Annotated in this window: 18 protein-coding genes, 1 pseudogene and 2 other annotated features; all 19 genes and pseudogenes read right to left on the reverse strand. The window is 41.8% G+C overall.

Annotated elements, in window-relative coordinates; translation table 11 throughout:
- Positions 1 to 165: pseudogene (locus AC0KTX_RS10290) on the reverse strand (30S ribosomal protein S12); the annotation flags it as partial.
- A gap of 101 nt (positions 166 to 266) precedes the next feature.
- Positions 267 to 515, reverse strand: a complete 249-nt coding sequence (locus AC0KTX_RS10295) for a 50S ribosomal protein L7ae-like protein (protein WP_474252109.1) — start codon at positions 513 to 515, stop codon at positions 267 to 269.
- Positions 516 to 632: 117 nt separating this feature from the next.
- Entirely contained in the window at positions 633 to 4,235 is a 3,603-nt protein-coding gene (rpoC, locus tag AC0KTX_RS10300; RefSeq protein WP_474252110.1) for a DNA-directed RNA polymerase subunit beta', read from the reverse strand.
- Positions 4,236 to 4,276: 41 nt separating this feature from the next.
- Entirely contained in the window at positions 4,277 to 7,852 is a 3,576-nt protein-coding gene (gene rpoB, locus AC0KTX_RS10305) for a DNA-directed RNA polymerase subunit beta (RefSeq protein ID WP_474252111.1), read from the reverse strand.
- A gap of 258 nt (positions 7,853 to 8,110) precedes the next feature.
- A complete protein-coding gene (locus tag AC0KTX_RS10310; RefSeq protein ID WP_474252112.1) occupies positions 8,111 to 8,713 on the reverse strand; it encodes a class I SAM-dependent methyltransferase in 603 nt (200 codons plus the stop codon).
- Between the two features lie 133 nt (positions 8,714 to 8,846).
- Entirely contained in the window at positions 8,847 to 9,212 is a 366-nt protein-coding gene (rplL, locus tag AC0KTX_RS10315) for a 50S ribosomal protein L7/L12 (RefSeq protein WP_474252113.1), read from the reverse strand.
- Between the two features lie 56 nt (positions 9,213 to 9,268).
- On the reverse strand, positions 9,269 to 9,769 hold the full coding sequence (gene rplJ / locus AC0KTX_RS10320; RefSeq protein ID WP_474252114.1) for a 50S ribosomal protein L10: 501 nt from the start codon (positions 9,767 to 9,769) through the stop codon (positions 9,269 to 9,271).
- Positions 9,770 to 9,814: 45 nt separating this feature from the next.
- Positions 9,815 to 9,956: a sequence feature (ribosomal protein L10 leader region), on the reverse strand.
- Positions 9,957 to 10,018: 62 nt separating this feature from the next.
- Positions 10,019 to 10,720, reverse strand: coding sequence for a 50S ribosomal protein L1 (rplA, locus tag AC0KTX_RS10325; RefSeq protein ID WP_474252115.1), 702 nt, complete (start codon positions 10,718 to 10,720; stop codon positions 10,019 to 10,021).
- Between the two features lie 109 nt (positions 10,721 to 10,829).
- The gene (rplK, locus tag AC0KTX_RS10330; protein ID WP_474252116.1) at positions 10,830 to 11,255 is read right to left on the reverse strand and encodes a 50S ribosomal protein L11; all 426 of its coding nucleotides are present in this window, start codon (positions 11,253 to 11,255) and stop codon (positions 10,830 to 10,832) included.
- Between the two features lie 183 nt (positions 11,256 to 11,438).
- A complete protein-coding gene (nusG, locus tag AC0KTX_RS10335; RefSeq protein WP_474252117.1) occupies positions 11,439 to 11,972 on the reverse strand; it encodes a transcription termination/antitermination protein NusG in 534 nt (177 codons plus the stop codon).
- Positions 11,973 to 12,093: 121 nt separating this feature from the next.
- On the reverse strand, positions 12,094 to 12,276 hold the full coding sequence (gene secE / locus AC0KTX_RS10340; protein WP_474252118.1) for a preprotein translocase subunit SecE: 183 nt from the start codon (positions 12,274 to 12,276) through the stop codon (positions 12,094 to 12,096).
- Positions 12,277 to 12,298: 22 nt separating this feature from the next.
- On the reverse strand, positions 12,299 to 12,442 hold the full coding sequence (gene rpmG, locus AC0KTX_RS10345) for a 50S ribosomal protein L33 (protein ID WP_474252119.1): 144 nt from the start codon (positions 12,440 to 12,442) through the stop codon (positions 12,299 to 12,301).
- A 74-nt stretch (positions 12,443 to 12,516) separates the two neighbouring features.
- Positions 12,517 to 13,242 (reverse strand): RNA polymerase sporulation sigma factor SigH, encoded by a 726-nt coding sequence (sigH, locus tag AC0KTX_RS10350; protein WP_474252138.1) that lies wholly within the window; start codon positions 13,240 to 13,242, stop codon positions 12,517 to 12,519.
- 10 nt (positions 13,243 to 13,252) lie between these two features.
- Positions 13,253 to 13,768 (reverse strand): NYN domain-containing protein, encoded by a 516-nt coding sequence (locus AC0KTX_RS10355; RefSeq protein ID WP_474252120.1) that lies wholly within the window; start codon positions 13,766 to 13,768, stop codon positions 13,253 to 13,255.
- A gap of 4 nt (positions 13,769 to 13,772) precedes the next feature.
- The gene (gene rlmB / locus AC0KTX_RS10360; protein ID WP_474252121.1) at positions 13,773 to 14,516 is read right to left on the reverse strand and encodes a 23S rRNA (guanosine(2251)-2'-O)-methyltransferase RlmB; all 744 of its coding nucleotides are present in this window, start codon (positions 14,514 to 14,516) and stop codon (positions 13,773 to 13,775) included.
- The gene (locus tag AC0KTX_RS10365) at positions 14,509 to 14,931 is read right to left on the reverse strand and encodes a Mini-ribonuclease 3 (RefSeq protein WP_474252122.1); all 423 of its coding nucleotides are present in this window, start codon (positions 14,929 to 14,931) and stop codon (positions 14,509 to 14,511) included. Before AC0KTX_RS10365 ends, rlmB begins: the two co-directional genes overlap by 8 nt.
- A gap of 2 nt (positions 14,932 to 14,933) precedes the next feature.
- The gene (gene cysS / locus AC0KTX_RS10370) at positions 14,934 to 16,331 is read right to left on the reverse strand and encodes a cysteine--tRNA ligase (RefSeq protein WP_474252123.1); all 1,398 of its coding nucleotides are present in this window, start codon (positions 16,329 to 16,331) and stop codon (positions 14,934 to 14,936) included.
- Positions 16,328 to 16,978 carry a serine O-acetyltransferase gene (gene cysE / locus AC0KTX_RS10375; protein ID WP_474252124.1) on the reverse strand — a complete coding sequence of 217 codons (651 nt, stop codon included), beginning with the start codon at positions 16,976 to 16,978 and terminating at the stop codon, positions 16,328 to 16,330. The genes cysS and cysE overlap by 4 nt, the downstream gene beginning before the upstream one ends.
- A gap of 67 nt (positions 16,979 to 17,045) precedes the next feature.
- Positions 17,046 to 17,273: a binding site (T-box leader), on the reverse strand.
- Between the two features lie 40 nt (positions 17,274 to 17,313).
- Positions 17,314 to 18,774: a glutamate--tRNA ligase gene (gene gltX / locus AC0KTX_RS10380; protein WP_474252125.1), complete on the reverse strand. Its 1,461-nt coding sequence runs from the start codon at positions 18,772 to 18,774 to the stop codon at positions 17,314 to 17,316.
- Positions 18,775 to 18,786 lie beyond the last annotated feature (12 nt).

Genomic DNA, 18,786 nt, shown 5'->3' on the forward strand with positions numbered 1-18,786 from the left:
CGGTGTCATTGTGCCGACACGTGTGCAAACTCCCCGTTTTTGCGGCGAGGAAACATTTGTTTGTTCCTTTTTAAAGCTGTTGTAACCTTTGTTTAACGCAGGAGATTTTGATTTTGAAATTTTTCGAGTGCGACCTTTTCGCACTAATTGGTTGATTGTAGGCATATGGATATCCTCCCTTCATATTTTTTTAAACCCACACATCCAGGCGGCTCATGTTTTGGCAAAAAACAAGTTTTTGCAGGTTTCATCCACAAAAACAATGGTTATTTTATAATAGCAACAGTTGCAGCTCCTACCTCTATTCCGCAAGCTTTGCCAAGCTTTTTCATGGAATCGACTCTAGTTAAAGGAACCTTTTTTTCTTCGGCAAGCTGCACCACTTTCATTGTGACTTTCGGTTCAGCATCCTCCGCAATAATAACTTCCTTAACATTGCCGTTTTTCAGAGCTTTCACTGTTTGCTTTGTACCAATTATAATCTCTTCAGCCTGCGCTACTTTTTCATAAGACATATTTGATATCCTCCAAAGTAACAGGTGATTTGTGCGCACCTTGATAATAGTATCATTGAAAGAGATGGATGTCAACTGGCAATTTTACTTTTTATGCAGACATCCATCTCTCCATTTTTATTCGACAGACACAGTGTCGTCTACTAAGTTGGCTTTCAATACCGGCTTGATTTTTCTATAATGCTGCATTCCTGTTCCGGCTGGAACGAGTTTGCCGATAATGACGTTTTCCTTCAATCCCAGCAGTTCGTCCCTTTTTCCTTTAATGGCTGCATCTGTCAACACGCGAGTGGTTTCCTGGAACGATGCGGCAGACAAGAAGGATTCCGTTTCAAGGGAGGCCTTTGTAATACCGAGCAGCACCGGACGGCCTGTTGCTGGGCGCTTCCCTTCCTTCAGCACTTTTTTGTTCGCATCTGTAAATTGATGAATGTCAAGGAGTGTTCCAGGTAATACATCTGTATCTCCCGAATCGATGACACGCACTTTTCGAAGCATTTGGCGAACCATTACTTCAATGTGCTTGTCGCCAATTTCTACCCCTTGCATTCTGTACACTTTTTGAACTTCGCGAAGCAAATACTCCTGAACGGCCAAAATATCTTTGACCTTCAGCAATTCCTTCGGATCGATGGAACCTTCCGTTATTTCTTGGCCCCGCTCTATTTTGTCCCCTACGGAAACTTTTAGGCGGGCATTAAACGGAGCAGTGTAAGTGCGCGTTTCAACTTCACCTTCAACGACAATTTCCTGCTGTTTATCGCGCACTTCATTAATTTCTTTCACAACGCCATCGATTTCAGAGATTACTGCTTGACCTTTCGGATTTCTTGCTTCAAACAACTCTTGCACACGCGGCAAACCTTGTGTAATATCATCGCCGGCAACTCCACCGGTATGGAATGTGCGCATGGTAAGCTGTGTACCAGGTTCTCCGATCGATTGCGCCGCAATAATTCCGACAGCTTCTCCTACTTCTACATCCGTGCCAGTTGCTAAATTGCGTCCATAACATTTTTTACATACTCCATGCCGTGTATTACATGTGAACGCAGAACGGATCCAAACTTCTTCAATTCCGGCTTCGATAATTTTCGATGCAATGTCCTCAGTAATCATTTGATTTTCTTTGACCAGCACTTCGCCGGTTTCAGGATGAACAACCGTTCTTCGCGCATAACGTCCGATAATCCGTTCCTCAAGTTTTTCGATCACTTCGGAACCGTCCTTCAACGCTCTCGCTAAAATTCCTCTGTCTGTTCCGCAGTCTTCTTCGCGAATAATCACATCCTGCGCAACATCCACAAGACGGCGTGTTAAGTAACCGGAATCAGCTGTTTTAAGCGCAGTGTCCGCAAGACCTTTTCGAGCTCCGTGAGTGGAGATGAAATACTCCAATACGGTTAATCCTTCTCTAAAGCTTGATTTAATAGGCAACTCGATGATTCGTCCAGCAGGGTTTGCCATTAGTCCCCGCATACCTGCAAGCTGTGTAAAGTTAGACGCATTACCCCGAGCTCCTGAATCACTCATCATGAAGATCGGATTTCGTTTATCGAGCGATTTCATGAGCATGCTTTGGATTGTGTCTTTTGCCTCGCTCCAAATGGAGATAACCCGGTCATATCGCTCGTCTTCAGTAATTAAACCGCGTCTAAACTGCTTCATCACATTGTCGACTTTTGTCTGGGCTTCTTGTAAAATAGACTCTTTCTCAGCAAGGACGACAATGTCGGATACACCGATTGTAATACCGGCTTTTGTTGAGTATTTAAAGCCTAAATCTTTTAAACGATCAAGCATTTTTGACGTTTCCGTAATATGAAATCTTTTAAAGACTTCGGCAATGATTTGCCCTAAAGTTCCTTTTTTAAATGGCGAAATAATTTCTTGGTTTTTGATAAACTCCCGTACATCCACTTTTGCCGGATCTACAAAGAATTTATCCGGTGTTTTTTCTTGAATATTCTCAGATGTCGGTTCATTAATATACGGGAACGAATTCGGCAGTATTTCATTAAAAATCAATTTTCCTACCGTTGTAATCAACAGTTTTTTGTTTTGTTCTGCTGTAAATGTTTCATTCTTTAATGAACCGGCATGAACCGCAATGCGTGAATGCAAATGAACATGGCCGTTTTGATAGGCAATTAATGCTTCATCCGTGTCTTTGAAAATTTTCCCTTCGCCAATTGCCCCTTCGCGTTCCATTGTTAAATAGTAATTTCCTAATACCATATCTTGTGAAGGGGTAACAACCGGTTTCCCGTCTTTCGGGTTCAAAATGTTTTGAGCAGCTAGCATCAACAGACGCGCTTCGGCTTGGGCTTCCGCAGACAAAGGAACGTGAACAGCCATTTGGTCGCCGTCAAAGTCAGCGTTATAAGCTGTACATACCAGCGGGTGAAGCCGGATGGCCCGTCCTTCGACTAAAGTCGGTTCAAACGCTTGAATTCCTAATCTATGCAATGTCGGCGCCCTGTTAAGCAGAACAGGATGTTCTTTAATAACTTCTTCCAATACATCCCAAACTTCTGGATGGACACGTTCAATTTTCCGTTTGGCGCTTTTAATATTGTGAGCAAGTCCTTTTTCCACAAGTTCCTTCATGACAAAAGGCTTAAATAGTTCAAGAGCCATTTCCTTCGGCAAGCCGCATTGATACATTTTAAGATTCGGCCCGACGACAATAACGGAACGGCCGGAGTAATCAACCCGTTTACCCAGCAAGTTTTGACGGAAGCGCCCTTGCTTTCCTTTCAACATATGGGATAGTGATTTTAGCGGACGATTTCCCGGTCCGGTAACCGGACGTCCACGGCGGCCGTTGTCAATAAGAGCATCAACAGCCTCTTGCAGCATCCGTTTTTCATTTTGAACAATGATGCTAGGCGCCCCAAGATCCAACAATCTTTTTAAACGATTGTTGCGGTTAATAACGCGGCGGTATAAATCGTTTAAATCGGAAGTTGCAAATCTTCCGCCATCCAATTGAACCATCGGCCGTAATTCCGGCGGAATGACAGGCAGTACGTCCAACACCATCCACGAAGGATCATTGCCGGAATTTCTAAAAGCCTCCAGTACTTCCAGGCGTTTAATAGCGCGTGTACGGCGCTGGCCTTGGGATGACTTCAATTCTTCTTTCAACGCTTCAACTTCTTTATCAAGGTTGAGATCTTGCAGCAATTTTTTAATGGCTTCAGCTCCCATTGATGCTTGGAAGGAATTTCCGTATTTTTCGCGATAGTTGCGATATTCTTTTTCAGATAGAAGCTGTTTCTTTTCTAGCGGTGTATCGCCAGGATCTGTGACAACGTAGGAAGCAAAATAAATGACTTCTTCCAATGCTCTAGGTGACATGTCCAAGACTAAGCCCATGCGGCTTGGTATTCCTTTGAAATACCAAATATGAGAGACTGGGGCAGCAAGTTCAATGTGCCCCATGCGCTCCCGCCGCACCTTTGCACGGGTGACTTCAACACCGCATCTGTCGCAGACGACACCTTTATACCGTACTCGTTTATATTTTCCGCAATGACATTCCCAGTCTTTCGTAGGACCGAAAATTCTTTCACAAAACAAACCGTCTTTTTCAGGTTTTAACGTTCGATAGTTGATCGTTTCAGGTTTTTTCACTTCACCGTACGACCAAGAGCGAATTTTATCAGGTGAAGCAAGACCAATATGCATAAACTCAAATTTATTCACATCTAGCAAGGGGCCTACCTCCCTTTTCATCTTCCATTGCGAAAATACCCTTACTCTTTAGCAACCGCATCTTTTTCTTTTTCCAACATTTCCTCGTCCGCTGTTTCTGCATTCAACGAAAGGCCGTCTGATTGGTCGGAATTCATATCATCTTCCAATTCTCTCATTTCAATTTCCTTTTCATCACTCGAGAGAATTTTAACGTCTAAACCTAAGCTTTGAAGCTCTTTAATTAATACTTTGAATGATTCGGGGACTCCAGGTTCAGGAACGTTTTCGCCTTTTACGATCGCCTCGTATGTTTTCACACGACCGACGACATCGTCCGATTTAACGGTGAGAATTTCTTGAAGCGTATAGGCTGCACCGTATGCTTCAAGAGCCCAAACCTCCATTTCGCCAAAGCGCTGTCCGCCAAACTGAGCTTTTCCTCCCAGAGGTTGCTGAGTAACAAGGGAATATGGGCCTGTTGAACGTGCATGCAGTTTGTCATCGACCATGTGAGCCAGCTTGATCATGTACATGATTCCAACTGATACACGGTTATCAAACGGCTCTCCAGTGCGTCCATCATAAAGCACTGTTTTGGCGTCGCGAGCCATTCCGGCTTCCTCAATTGTCGCCCAAACATCCTCTTCTGTTGCTCCATCAAAGACAGGAGTTGCTACATGAAGACCGAGCTTTTTCGCCGCCATTCCTAAATGAAGTTCCAAAACCTGCCCAATGTTCATCCGAGAAGGAACACCGAGAGGATTTAACATGATGTCGACCGGTGTGCCATCCGGTAAAAACGGCATATCCTCTTCAGGGAGAATACGGGAAATAACCCCTTTGTTTCCGTGGCGTCCTGCCATTTTATCCCCTTCGGAGATTTTGCGTTTTTGAACAATGTAAACGCGAACTAATTGGTTAACTCCTGGCGGGAGTTCATCTCCGTCTTCACGATTAAATACTTTGACATCCAGCACAATACCGCCGCCGCCATGCGGAACGCGAAGTGAGGTATCGCGCACTTCACGAGCTTTTTCACCAAATATTGCGTGCAGCAGCCGTTCTTCTGCTGTAAGTTCCGTTACTCCTTTAGGCGTCACTTTCCCTACAAGCAAGTCTCCGTCTTTTACTTCCGCCCCGATGCGGACAATGCCTCTTTCATCCAAGTTGCGGAGAGCATCTTCTCCAACATTCGGAATATCACGGGTAATTTCTTCTGGACCTAATTTTGTGTCACGAGATTCTGATTCATATTCCTCAATATGGATAGATGTATACACATCTTCTTTTACAAGACGCTCGCTCATAATAATTGCGTCTTCATAGTTGTATCCGTCCCAAGTCATAAAGGCGACAAGCACATTTCGGCCTAAAGCAAGCTCGCCTTTTTCCATCGAAGGCCCATCAGCTAAAATTTCTCCTTTTTCCACTTCATCCCCGACTGAAACGATAGGGCGTTGGTTATAACACATTCCTTGGTTGGAACGGACAAATTTCAGCAATTTGTATTCATCTAGATCGCCTTTAACTTTCTTTCCATCGATTTCCTCATATCGTCTGACTAATATTCTGTTCGCTTCAACTCGTTCAACGACTCCAGAATGTTTGCAAATGACAGCAGCTCCGGAATCTTTTGCCGATACGTATTCCATTCCAGTGCCAACAATTGGCGCTTCCGGCTGGAGCAATGGCACTGCCTGCCGCTGCATGTTTGCCCCCATAAGCGCACGGTTGGAGTCATCATTTTCCAAGAACGGAATACACGCTGTCGCAGCGGAAACAACTTGTTTTGGCGATACGTCCATGTAATCGACACGGTCTTTTTTCACGACAATGTTTTCTCCGCGGAATCGGGCTACCACATTGTCTTCTAAAAAGGAACCATCTTCGCCCACCGGCACGTTCGCTTGCGCCACCACATAGTTATCTTCTTCATCCGCTGTTAAGTAATCAATTTGATCTGTTACTTTTCCTGTTTCCGGATCAACGCGACGATAAGGCGTCTCAATAAAACCAAAACGGTTTACTTTTGCATATGTTGATAACGAGTTGATCAATCCGATATTCGGGCCTTCAGGCGTTTCAATCGGGCACATGCGGCCGTAGTGTGAGTAGTGGACATCGCGCACTTCAAAACCAGCCCGTTCACGCGTAAGCCCCCCTGGCCCCAACGCCGACAAACGCCGTTTGTGAGTCAGTTCTGCTAGCGGGTTCGTTTGATCCATAAACTGAGACAGCTGGGAACTTCCGAAAAACTCTTTAATTGCCGCAATAACCGGACGAATGTTAATCAATTGCTGAGGAGTAATCGTATTGGCGTCTTGAATAGACATTCTTTCGCGAACAACCCGCTCCATTCTGGAAAGACCGATTCGGAATTGGTTTTGCAAAAGCTCTCCAACGGAACGAAGACGGCGGTTTCCAAGATGGTCAATGTCATCGGTATTTCCAACTCCATACAAAAGGTTAATAAAGTAGTTGATAGATGCTATAATATCCGCAGGTGTAATATGTTTTACATCTTCTGCGATATTCGCATTGCCGACAACATTAATGATTTGTTCTCCATCCGGATCATTTGGGGCGTATATTTTGACACACTGATACGTAATATCTTCATCAATTACGCCGTCTTTAGGAGAAAACGTTTTGAAACCGATGCCTTTTTCTAAATAAGGCAATATTTTGTCCAATGTTCTTCGATCAAGAATCGATCCTTTTTCTGCAATGATTTCGCCAGTTTCAGGATCAACAAGCGTTTCAGCCAATCGTTGATTAAAGAGACGATTTTTGATATGAAGTTTTTTGTTGATTTTATAACGGCCAACGCTGGCCAAATCATATCGTTTCGGGTCAAAAAACCGTGAAATCAGCAAACTCTTGGCATTTTCCACTGTAGGCGGCTCGCCCGGGCGCAAACGCTCATAAATTTCAAGCAGCGCCTTTTCTGCATTTTCAGTGTTGTCTTTATCCAATGTATTCCTCAAATACTCATTTTCTCCAAATACATCGATGATTTCTTGATCAGAGCCAAACCCAAGGGCACGTAAAAGAACCGTAACCGGCAGTTTACGAGTGCGATCAATGCGCACATAGATGACATCTTTCGCATCCGTTTCATACTCTAACCAAGCGCCACGGTTTGGTATAACAGTTGCTGTAAACCCTTTTTTTCCATTTTTATCAATTTTATCGCTGTAATAGACGCTAGGAGAACGAACTAATTGAGAAACAATGACGCGTTCTGCACCATTGATCACAAATGTCCCTGTTTCCGTCATAAGCGGAAAATCGCCCATAAACACATCCTGATCCTTTACTTCGCCTGTTTCCTTATTAATCAGACGCACTTTTACCCTCAATGGAGCAGAGTAAGTCACATCACGTTCTTTTGCTTCTTCCACAGAGTATTTTGGTTCGCCTAAGCTGTAATCGATAAATTCAAGCGAGAGGTTGCCAGTGAAATCTTCAATTGGAGAAATGTCTTGAAACATTTCACGAAGACCCTCATCAAGAAACCACTGATACGAAGAGGTTTGAATTTCAATCAAATTAGGTAATTCCAACACTTCTTTAATACGCGCATAACTTCTGCGTTGGCGGTGTCGTCCATACTGAACTAGTTGACCTGTCAACTGAGTCACCCCTCAAATCAGCATAATAATTTCCTGTAAATAGTATTTATTTTTTAGTCATAATCGATTAAAATAAATACTATTACAGCTTTTATTTTAAAAAAAGAAAAAAAGGTTTTTCTTTTATAAGAAAACCACTGACATTGATTTTATTATTATTCCCTGAAAAACTTGATCGTATACAAGTACGGAAAAATAGCGACCTATGGAAATTAATATATTGGCATTTTATTATGTTACCACACCAAAAAAACTCCGTCAATCTTTTTTTGCCTTCAAAATAAAATATCCTTTCTGCCTTTCCATTCTTTCGACTGTTCGAAACAAAGATTGCAGTTTTTTCAGCGCTGATGGGGCACCTTGTTTTTTTTGAATGACTATCCACAACTCGCCGTTTGCTTTCAGATGGTCATAGCTTTTTTCAAAGATTTCATGAACAGTTTGTTTTCCGGCGCGAATGGGCGGATTGGTCAAAATTGCAGCATATTTTTTTGCACCGATATTTTCAAATAAATTGCTTTGAAATATCCGTACATTGGAGATGCCGTTTGCTTTTGCATTTAAGTAAGCTAGTTCGACCGCCCTCTCATTTATGTCAATTAAATCAACAGTTCTATGCGGCTCTGTTTTGGCGATTGCCAATCCGATCGGGCCGTATCCGCAGCCTACATCCAATATATCGCCTTCTATATCAGGCGCCGTGAAAGTTTCAATCAACAGCCTCGTCCCGAAATCCACTTCCTTTTTCGAAAAAACCCCGCTGTCTGTAATAAACAAAAGAACATTGTTTTTCAGCTTATATTGAAACGTTTTTCTGTTGCTTTCCACTTTTGGTTTTTTGGAAAAATAATGATCATTCATAGAACGACCCCCTTGTCGGCTTCCCTCTTGATGCGGATAAAATATAGATGACCTTTTGATCTTTAACATTTTAAAGATAAAAGAAAAGCCCGCCAATTGAATAGCGAGCTCTTCTCCTTACTAAATTTAGAAATTACTTAACTTCTACTTCAGCGCCAACTTCTTCAAGTTTCGCTTTAAGTTCTTCTGCTTCTTCTTTCGATACGCCTTCTTTAAGCGGTTTTGGAGTGTTGTCTACTAATTCTTTTGCTTCTTTCAAGCCAAGACCAGTGATTTCACGGACAACTTTAATAACTTTGATTTTTTGAGCGCCAGCATTGGCAAGAACAACATCAAATTCGGTTTTTTCAGCAGCAGCTTCACCGCCGGCAGCCCCTCCTACGACAGCAACAGGAGCAGCAGCAGTAACTCCAAATTCCTCTTCGATTGCTTTTACTAAATCATTAAGTTCAAGAACTGTCATTTCTTTAATCGCTTCGATAATTTGTTCTTTTGTCATTTGTTTTTCCTCCTTAACATTTTCAAATTTTATTTCGATATCCTACAAAATCCGGCTCAAGCGCCTTGTTCTTCTTTTTGGTCTGCAACAGCTTTTGTTGCAAGCGCGAAATTGCGAATTGGAGCTTGAAGAACAGAAAGCAACATAGAAAGCAATCCTTCGCGTGACGGAAGATCTGCAATTGCTTTAATTTCTTCAACCGTTGCAATGTTGCCTTCAATGACGCCCGCTTTAATTTCAAGCGCCTCGTGGTCTTTTGCAAATTCGCTCAAAACCTTTGCCGGAGCTACCACATCTTCGCTGCTAAATGCAATCGCATTTGGGCCAGTCAAAAATTCCTCTAAACCGTTGATTTCTGTTTGTTCAACAGCACGGCGAGTCAACGTGTTTTTGTAGACTTTGAATTCTACGTTTGCTTCGCGAAGCTTCTTGCGCAACTCTGTTACTTCTGCAACGTTCAGACCACGGTAATCTACGATGATGGTCGATACGCTGTCACGGAATTTGCCGACAATTTCTTCAACGATTTGTTTCTTCTTTTCAATAGCGCTGCTCATTTGCCTACACCTCCTGCAGTTTGGAAATGAACACTTATACCGTTTGGTGCAATGAAAAAACCTCCATGCCGCAGACATGGAGGTATTATACAAATAAGCTGACGTGCTTAATCTATATATCATACACCTCGGTAGGATATTAAGCCGTTTTGGCACCTACTGTCTACGGTATAAATGAGATCTATTTAATTTGAACAACGATGACAACGATGTTATTTTAGTAAATTGCCTTCTGTTTGTCAAACAATTTTACTGTTTTACAACAAAGCTGGAAGGGTCAACTTTGATCCCAGGTCCCATTGTTGAAGTGACAGCAATATTTTTCATGTAAGTTCCTTTTGCAGCTGCAGGTTTCGCTTTCAGCAATGCGTCGAAAATGGTTGTGAAGTTTTCGACTAATTTTTCGCTGTCAAAAGAAATTTTGCCGATTGGAACATGCACATTGCCAGCTTTATCTACACGGAACTCAACTTTCCCCGCTTTAATTTCTTTCACGGCTTTTTCAACTTCAAATGTAACAGTGCCGGTTTTAGGGTTTGGCATTAAGCCTTTTGGCCCCAACACACGTCCTAATTTACCAACTTCACCCATCATATCTGGTGTTGCGACCACTACATCGAAATCAAACCAACCTTGTTGAATTTTGTTTATATAATCGCTGTCTCCAACATAGTCTGCACCAGCAGCCTCTGCTTCTTTCGCTTTCTCGCCTTTCGCAAATACGAGCACTCGTTGAGTTTTGCCGGTACCGTTTGGCAACACAACAGCTCCACGAATTTGCTGATCGTTTTTGCGGGGATCTACGCCCAAACGGAAAGCAGCTTCGACTGTTGCATCAAATTTGACAGTGCTTGTTTTTTTCACTAATTCAATTGCTTCTTTCACATCATACGCTTTAGAGCGATCGATGAGCTTGGCAGCTTCAAGATATTTTTTTCCTCTTTTCGCCATATTCATATCCTCCTTATGTGGTTTTAACGGAATGAGACCTCCCACGAATAAAGGTTGCGAACTTGATGATCAATGAACAAACTCGCAACCCTCTTCCAATGCATATTGATTAGTCTTCGATCACAATGCCCATGCTGCGGGCAGTGCCTTCAATCATACGCATTGCAGCTTCAACGCTTGCTGCATTTAAGTCAGGCATTTTCGTTTCAGCAATTTCACGAACTTTGTCGCGTTTAATGGTTGCCACTTTATTACGATTCGGTTCACCGGAACCCGACTCAATTCCAGCTGCTTTTTTCAAAAGTACGGCAGCAGGCGGAGTTTTCGTAATAAATGTAAATGAACGGTCTTCAAAAACCGTGATTTCAACAGGAATTATCAAGCCAGCTTGGTCAGCCGTGCGAGCGTTGAACTCTTTACAGAATCCCATGATGTTTACTCCAGCTTGACCTAATGCAGGACCAACAGGCGGCGCCGGATTCGCTTTTCCAGCAGGAATCTGTAATTTTACAATTTTAATTACTTTTTTAGCCACGAGACACACCTCCTTAAGTCCGTGATGTGGTAATAGGGTTTGACAACCCTCCCACTCATACAAGCATCATTCTTATATGATAAAATAAAAATACAATGATCATATTGCCTCTATTAAGAGACATATTGACTTATGAAATATTATCACGATTCCGTGACGATTTCAAGTTTGTTTTTCAACATTTTACAATTTGGAAACTTGGGAGAAGTCAAGTTCAACTGGTGTCTCACGCCCAAACATATTAACGAGCACTTTTACTTTATTTTTGTCACGGTCAATTTCCTCGATTACTCCCGTAAAATTAGCAAACGGCCCATCATTGACTTTAACGGTTTCCTTCAATTCAAAGTCAATCTCAACACGCGGCTCATCCATGCCCATTCGTTTTAAAATTGCCTGAACTTCCTCCGGCAAAAGCGGAGTTGGCTTAGAACCTGAACCAGCAGAGCCGACAAATCCTGTAACACCAGGTGTATTGCGGACAACATACCATGAGTCATCTGTCATGATCAGCTCTACGAGCACGTATCCAGGAAACACTTTTTTCTTCGAAACCTTCTTTTTGCCGTTCTTTATATCCATCTCTTCCTCTTCAGGTACGATGACACGGAAAATTTTATCTTGCATCCCCATCGATTCAACACGTTTTTCCAAATTAGCTTTTACTTTATTTTCATAGCCGGAATACGTATGGACAACATACCAGTTCTTTTCCATAATAGAGGACCTTGTCCTTCCCTCCCTATTCAATCAATCATTTAGGCAATGAAAAAACCCGTTTACCGGGTTTGCATGCAATATATGACATAATCATTATTATACCATGGATGGAGCGCTTTTATTCAAGAATGAGACGCAACAATTCGGAAATTCCCAAGTCAACAATAGCAAAAAAGACGGCAAAAAAGGCAACAGTTGTTATGACAGTAATCGTATAACGGACTAATTCATTTTTCTTCGGCCAGCTTACCTTTTTCATTTCTTTTACAACATCGCGAAAAAATCCAATCAAGCGCTGCATTCGTTTACCTCCAGAATCAACATCACTTTGTTTCCCGATGGATGGTGTGAGTTTGGCACGTTTTGCAAAACTTTTTTATTTCTAACCTTTCTTCGGTTGTTTTTTTCATGGTGGAATAGTTCCGACTTCCACATTTGGAACATGCAAGGATTACTTTTTTTCGCATATAGCACCTGCCGCTATTTATTCTATTAAACTGTATCAAAAGGCTTTTTTTATGTCAATGACGAAAAAATTCTCCTATGATGTAAATTCCCTGAACTCCAAATAGCGTTCAAGCTTTCTTTTCACACGCTGCAAGGCATTGTCGATCGATTTGACATGCCTGTTCAATTCTGCGGAAATTTCCTGGTAAGACCGCCCATCCAAATAAAGCGTTAACACTTTTCTTTCTAAGTCAGACAGTATCTCGCTCATCTTTAATTCAATATCATCAAACTCCTCTTGATTGATGATGAGTTCTTCCGGATCCATCACCTTTGTACCAGATATTATATCCATTAATGTCCGATCAGATTCTTCGTCATAAATCGGTTTGTCCAAAGAAACATATGAGTTGAGAGGAATATGTTTTTGGCGAGTTGCTGTTTTAATGGCCGTAATCATTTGCCTAGTAATGCATAGTTCGGCGAAAGCCTTAAATGAACTGAGCTTGTCCTCTTTAAAATCACGAATGGCCTTATATAGCCCAATCATCCCCTCTTGTATAATGTCTTCCCGGTCAGCCCCAATAAGGAAATAGGACCTTGCTTTCGAGCGTACAAAATTCCGGTATTTTGTAATTAAAAAATCTAAGGCATCACTGTCCCCTTTGTGAAAAAGTTCAACAATTTGTTCGTCTTCCAGCATCTGAAGCTTTTTTACTTTTTCCCCCTTGTTGTCAGTACTGTTCACGCAAAACTCCCCCCGACCGCACTTAAGGAAATTGTTAGAAATATTATACTGTAAGATTTTAAATAGCGTCAACAACGCCCGGCTATGATAAATCTCCTCTCCTCCATTTTTCAAATCTTTCCGCTATCTCACCGGAAAGCCGTATTTTCGTTAAAGGACGCTCATCCTTGATCGTTCTAATTTTTTTTCTTATCTTCTCTTCAATAGCCTTCGTTTCGGCGTAAAGCTCTCTTGCTGATTTTCTTAAGGCCCCTTGGGAAAAGATCGTCCATTGTTCTGCATAGTCTGAAGTAGCGACATAGACTTTCGTATCAATCTTTTTCAGCGATTTTGCCAATTTTTCAATTCGCTCATCAGCGGTTTCGTTTTCCCTAGTAAAAATAATTTCTACACGGGCATCCGTATATTTTTTTTCAATTCCCTTTACCAAATGGGCATCAAAAACAACAATCACCCGATATCCAGTATATGCTTGATATTCGGCCATTTTTTGAATCAAAATATTCCTTGCATCCTCCAAATTGTTTTCTTCTTTTAATTTTTGCAGCTCCGGCCAAGCACCGATCATGTTATATCCATCAACAAGCAAAATATCCATTTCCTTACTCTCCTAAAGGACGCCTTTTGCGCAATACCTCATACATTAACAGTCCGGCGGCAACAGAGGCATTTAACGAAGTTACATGTCCTATCATTGGGATTTTAACAAGAAAATCGCATTTTTCTTTCACAAGCCTGCTCATTCCTTTTCCCTCGCTGCCGATCACCAATGCAAGAGGCAGTTTTCCATCTATTGATCTGTAATCATCCTCTGCTTGGGCATCTGTTCCGTAAATCCAAATGCCCCTTTCCTTCAACTCTTCGATCGTCCTCGCCATGTTCGTCACTCTAGCAACAGGAATATATTCAATGGCTCCTGTTGACGTTTTTGCCACCGTATTGGTTAGACCGACTGCGCGGTTTTTCGGAATAATAATTCCATGTGCGCCAACGGCATCAGCCGTTCTCATGATCGAACCGAGATTGGCCGGATCTTCAATTTCATCAAGCAGCAAAAAAAACGGCATTTCCCCTCGTTCATCCGCAGCTTTAAACAAATCTTCAAAATTTGCATAACGATAGGCAGCCACTTGGGCAACAACTCCTTGGTGGCTGCCGGAAACGATTCGGTCAAGTTTTTTCTTGGGTACAAACTGAACGGCTACCCCTTTTTTCTTAGCCAGCATTAAAATTTGCTGCGCTTGTCCCGTCAAGGAATGTTCCGCCAAAAATATTTTGTGAATGTCGCGCCTTGATTTCAATGCTTCAATGACAGAATTTCGTCCGTAAATAAACTCATCACTCACATGAAACGCCTCCTTTCTTCGGAATGTTGAGTGCAGCTTCTAAAATTTCTTTTAATCGTTCTTCTTCCCCTTTTAAAAAAAGATATCCAATTAAAGATTCAAATGCGGTGCTGTATCGGTATGTTTGAATGTCAGTGTTTTTTGGAACCGTAGCCGACTTGGCATTTCGCCCCCTTTTGATGACTGCAAGTTCTTCTTCATTGAAAAAGCCGCTTTCTGACAGGGAATGCAAAATAGCCGCTTGCGCCTTTGCGGAAACAAACGATTTTGCCAAATGATGCAGTTTGCTCGGTTTGGCATTCCCTCGCAATAAAAGATGATGCCGGACAAACACTTCATACACCGCATCACCGATATAAGCCAAGGCAAGACCGTTAAGCTGTCCAGCATCTTTTACTTTTTCCAGATTTAGCATAGTTACCCTCTTTTCCACCGTGTTCCTTGAGGTGTATCCTCCAATACAATATTCATTTCCTTTAACCGGTCACGTATTTTATCAGCAAGCGCAAAATTCCTCTCTTTTCTGGCTTGATTCCGCTTTTCGATCAACTGTTCAATTTCTTCATCCAATAATGGTTGTTCTTCCAATGTAATTCCCAAAACATTTCCAAATTCGTCAAATAGTTTTAAAAAAGCATTAATCACCTTCTCAGAAGTGTTCTTTTCTTCCAAATAGTAGTTGACTCGTTTCACTAGATCAAATAAAACTGCAATGCCGTTCGCAGTGTTGAAATCATCATCCATTGCTTCAATAAATTTTTGACGAAACTGGTTGATTTCATTCAGCAGTTGATCGTCATTGTCCGTCAAATTCGCACTGGCTCCAAGCCGATGCTTTAAGTTTTGATAGGAGGTGCGGAGCCGTTCAAAACCGTTTTTCGTACTTTCAAGCAGTTCATCTGAATAATTAATAGGATGGCGATAATGGACAGACAGCATAAAAAATCTAAATACTTGCCCATCATATCGCTTTAAGGCATCGTGCACCAAAATAAAATTTCCGAGCGATTTCGACATTTTTTCATTGTTAATATTGATATAGCCGTTATGCATCCAATATCTTGCAAACGGTTTGCCCGTCAACGCTTCCGACTGGGCAATCTCATTTTCATGGTGCGGAAAGGTTAAATCTTGGCCGCCTGCATGAATATCAATTGTATCGCCCAAATATTTTTTTGCCATCGCAGAACATTCAATATGCCATCCCGGCCGTCCTTTTCCCCATGGACTGTCCCAGAAAATTTCCCCTTCTTTTGCCGCTTTCCAGAGAGCGAAATCAAGCGGATCCTGTTTTTTCTCGCCGACTTGAATTCTTGCTCCCGCTCGAAGTTCATCAATGGATTGGTGAGAAAGCTTTCCGTATTCCGGGAATGATCTTGTTTTATAATACACATCTCCATCAGATTCATATGCATAGCCTTTGTCGATCAAAGTTTGAATAAATTCAATAATCGTATCAATATTTTCAGTCACCCGTGGATGCACGTCTGCTCGTCTGCATCCGAGTGCATCAATATCATGGAAATAGGCTTGAATAAAACGCTCCGCAATTTCCGGAACCGTTTCACCTAATGCATTGGCTGCTTTAATCAATTTATCATCCACATCGGTAAAGTTTGAAACGTACTGAACATCGTATCCACGATATTCCAAATATCGGCGGACTGTATCATACACAATGGCTGGTCTGGCATTGCCGATATGAATATAATTGTATACGGTCGGCCCGCATACATACATTTTGACTTTCTTATCCTCTAATGGAACAAATTCTTCCTTCTTTCGGGTTAACGTATTATAAATTTTGATGCTCATCGGACACCCTCCTTTGTCTTCAAATGTTCCAATTCCTGTTTCAATTTTGCAATTTCCCGTTCGAGTTCTCTCAGCTTATCGGCAACAGGATCCGGTAAATCTCTATGGTTTAAATCTTTTCGAACCTTTTTCCCATTTTGAACAACGACTCTTCCCGGAATCCCAACAACAGTCGAATTATCAGGAACATCGTGCAAAACGACAGAACCGGCACCGATTTTTGAATTTTCCCCAATGGTAATTGAGCCTAATACTTTCGCACCCGTTGCGATAAGAACATTATTTTTAATGGTTGGATGCCTCTTTCCTTTTTCTTTTCCTGTTCCACCTAATGTAACTCCTTGGTATACAGTCACATTGTCCCCAATTTCACATGTTTCGCCAATCACAACCCCCATGCCGTGATCGATGAAAAAGCGGCGGCCGATTTTGGCTCCGGGATGGATTTCAATACCTGTAAAAAAGCGGCTGACTTGAGAAATGACTCTTGCTATAAAATACATTTTTCGTTTATAGAAAGCATGTGCTATACGATGAGCCCATATTGCATGAAGGCCTGAATAAGTTAAGATAACTTCTAAATAAGATCTCGCAGCAGGGTCTTGGTCAAAAACGACTTCTACATCTTCTTTCAACATTTTCCACATGTTTTCTCCCTCCCGTAAGTATCATACACATAAATGCCCTACTGAAAAAAAATGCGCCTCTGCTGTGCACAGAGACGCATTTTGCGCGGTTCCACTCTGTTTAGGAAAGAGACGATTCTTTCCTCAACTTTCGCTCTTATAACGGAGAATCCGCTTTTGTCTACTCAACCAAGACGCTTTCGACAAAAGGCTCGAAGGTGCATTTCGGAAAGTTCGTGTTTAAACCTCTTTCAGCCAATGGAGGTTCTCTCTGGAAAACCGTCAACTTTCCTACTCTCCTTCTCAACGCTTTTGGGTAATATTTTTTTATATCATATTATCATTTTGAAAATAAGTTAACTTAAAACATCTTCCAATCTTTTCACAACTTTCTCTTTTCCTAACAGTTCTATCGCAACAGGAAGTTCAGGGCCATGAGTTTGTCCAGTTGTTGCAACACGAATCGGCATAAACAATTTTTTCCCTTTCTGACCTGTTGCTTTTTGCACCGATTTGATGGCTTTTTTGATATGGTCAGAAGTAAAAGCCTCGAGCCCCTTCACTTCTTCCAAAAACGCGCTCAATACAGCAGGCACTTGTTCCTCCTGCAATACTTGTTTTCCGTCTTCATCTATATCGATTTCTTCTTTAAAGAACATTTCGCTTAATTCAACAATTTCCGCACCGTAGCTCATTTGTTCTTGGTAGAGGGAAATAAGCCGGCGCGCCCAGTTTTTTTCTTCATCCGTCATATTTTCGTTCAGCCGCCCAGCTTTGATAAGATGCGGAAGGGAAAGCTCCACCACTTTTTCCAAATCAAGCTTTTTCATGTATTGGTTGTTCATCCACTTTAGCTTTTGCGTGTCAAAGACGGCAGGTGATTTTGACAATCGGTTCGGGTCAAAAATTTCAATGAATTCTTCTTTGCTGAAAATTTCTTCCTCGCCAACGGGAGACCATCCCAGCAACCCGATAAAATTAAAGAGCGCTTCAGGCAAATATCCTAAATCTGCATATTGTTCAATAAATTGAATGATGCTTTCATCACGCTTGCTCAATTTTTTTCTATTTTCATTGACAATTAATGTCATATGAGCAAAGGTCGGCGGCTCCCAACCAAAAGCTTCATAGATCATCATTTGCTTCGGCGTGTTGGAAATATGATCTTCGCCACGCAAAACATGACTGATTTTCATTAAATGGTCATCAATGGCAACCGCAAAGTTATACGTTGGCGTGCCATCTTTTTTGACGATGACAAAATCACCAATGTCATCCGATTCAAAGGAAATATCTCCTTTTACCATATCATTCCATTGGTAAACTTTTCCTTTCGGAACGCGGAAGCGAATACTTGGTTTGCGTCCTTCCCGTTCAAAAGCTTCCTTCTCTTCTTCTGTCAGGTTGGCGCATTTTCCGGAATATCTCGGCATGACACCGCGTGCGATCTGTTCTTGCCGCTCTTTTTCAAGCTCTTCCTCCGTGCAATAACATTTATAAGCCAGTCCCTTTTCTAACAACTCTTCGTAATACTTTTTATAAATATCATTCCGCTCCGACTGGCGATAAGGACCATATTCCCCCCCTACATCAACGCTCTCATCCCAATCAATTCCAAGCCATTTTAAATAAAACAGCTGGCTTTCTTCCCCGCCTTCTATGTTCCTTTTTTGATCCGTATCTTCAATCCGGATAATAAATTTTCCTTTTTGGTTTCTGGCGAATAAATAATTAAATAAAGCTGTACGTGCATTTCCGATATGCAAATGCCCCGTTGGACTCGGCGCATAACGGACACGTATTCCGTTGTCATCCATAAAACCAGTCCC

Source organism: Aeribacillus sp. JST-2 (assembly GCF_056032925.1).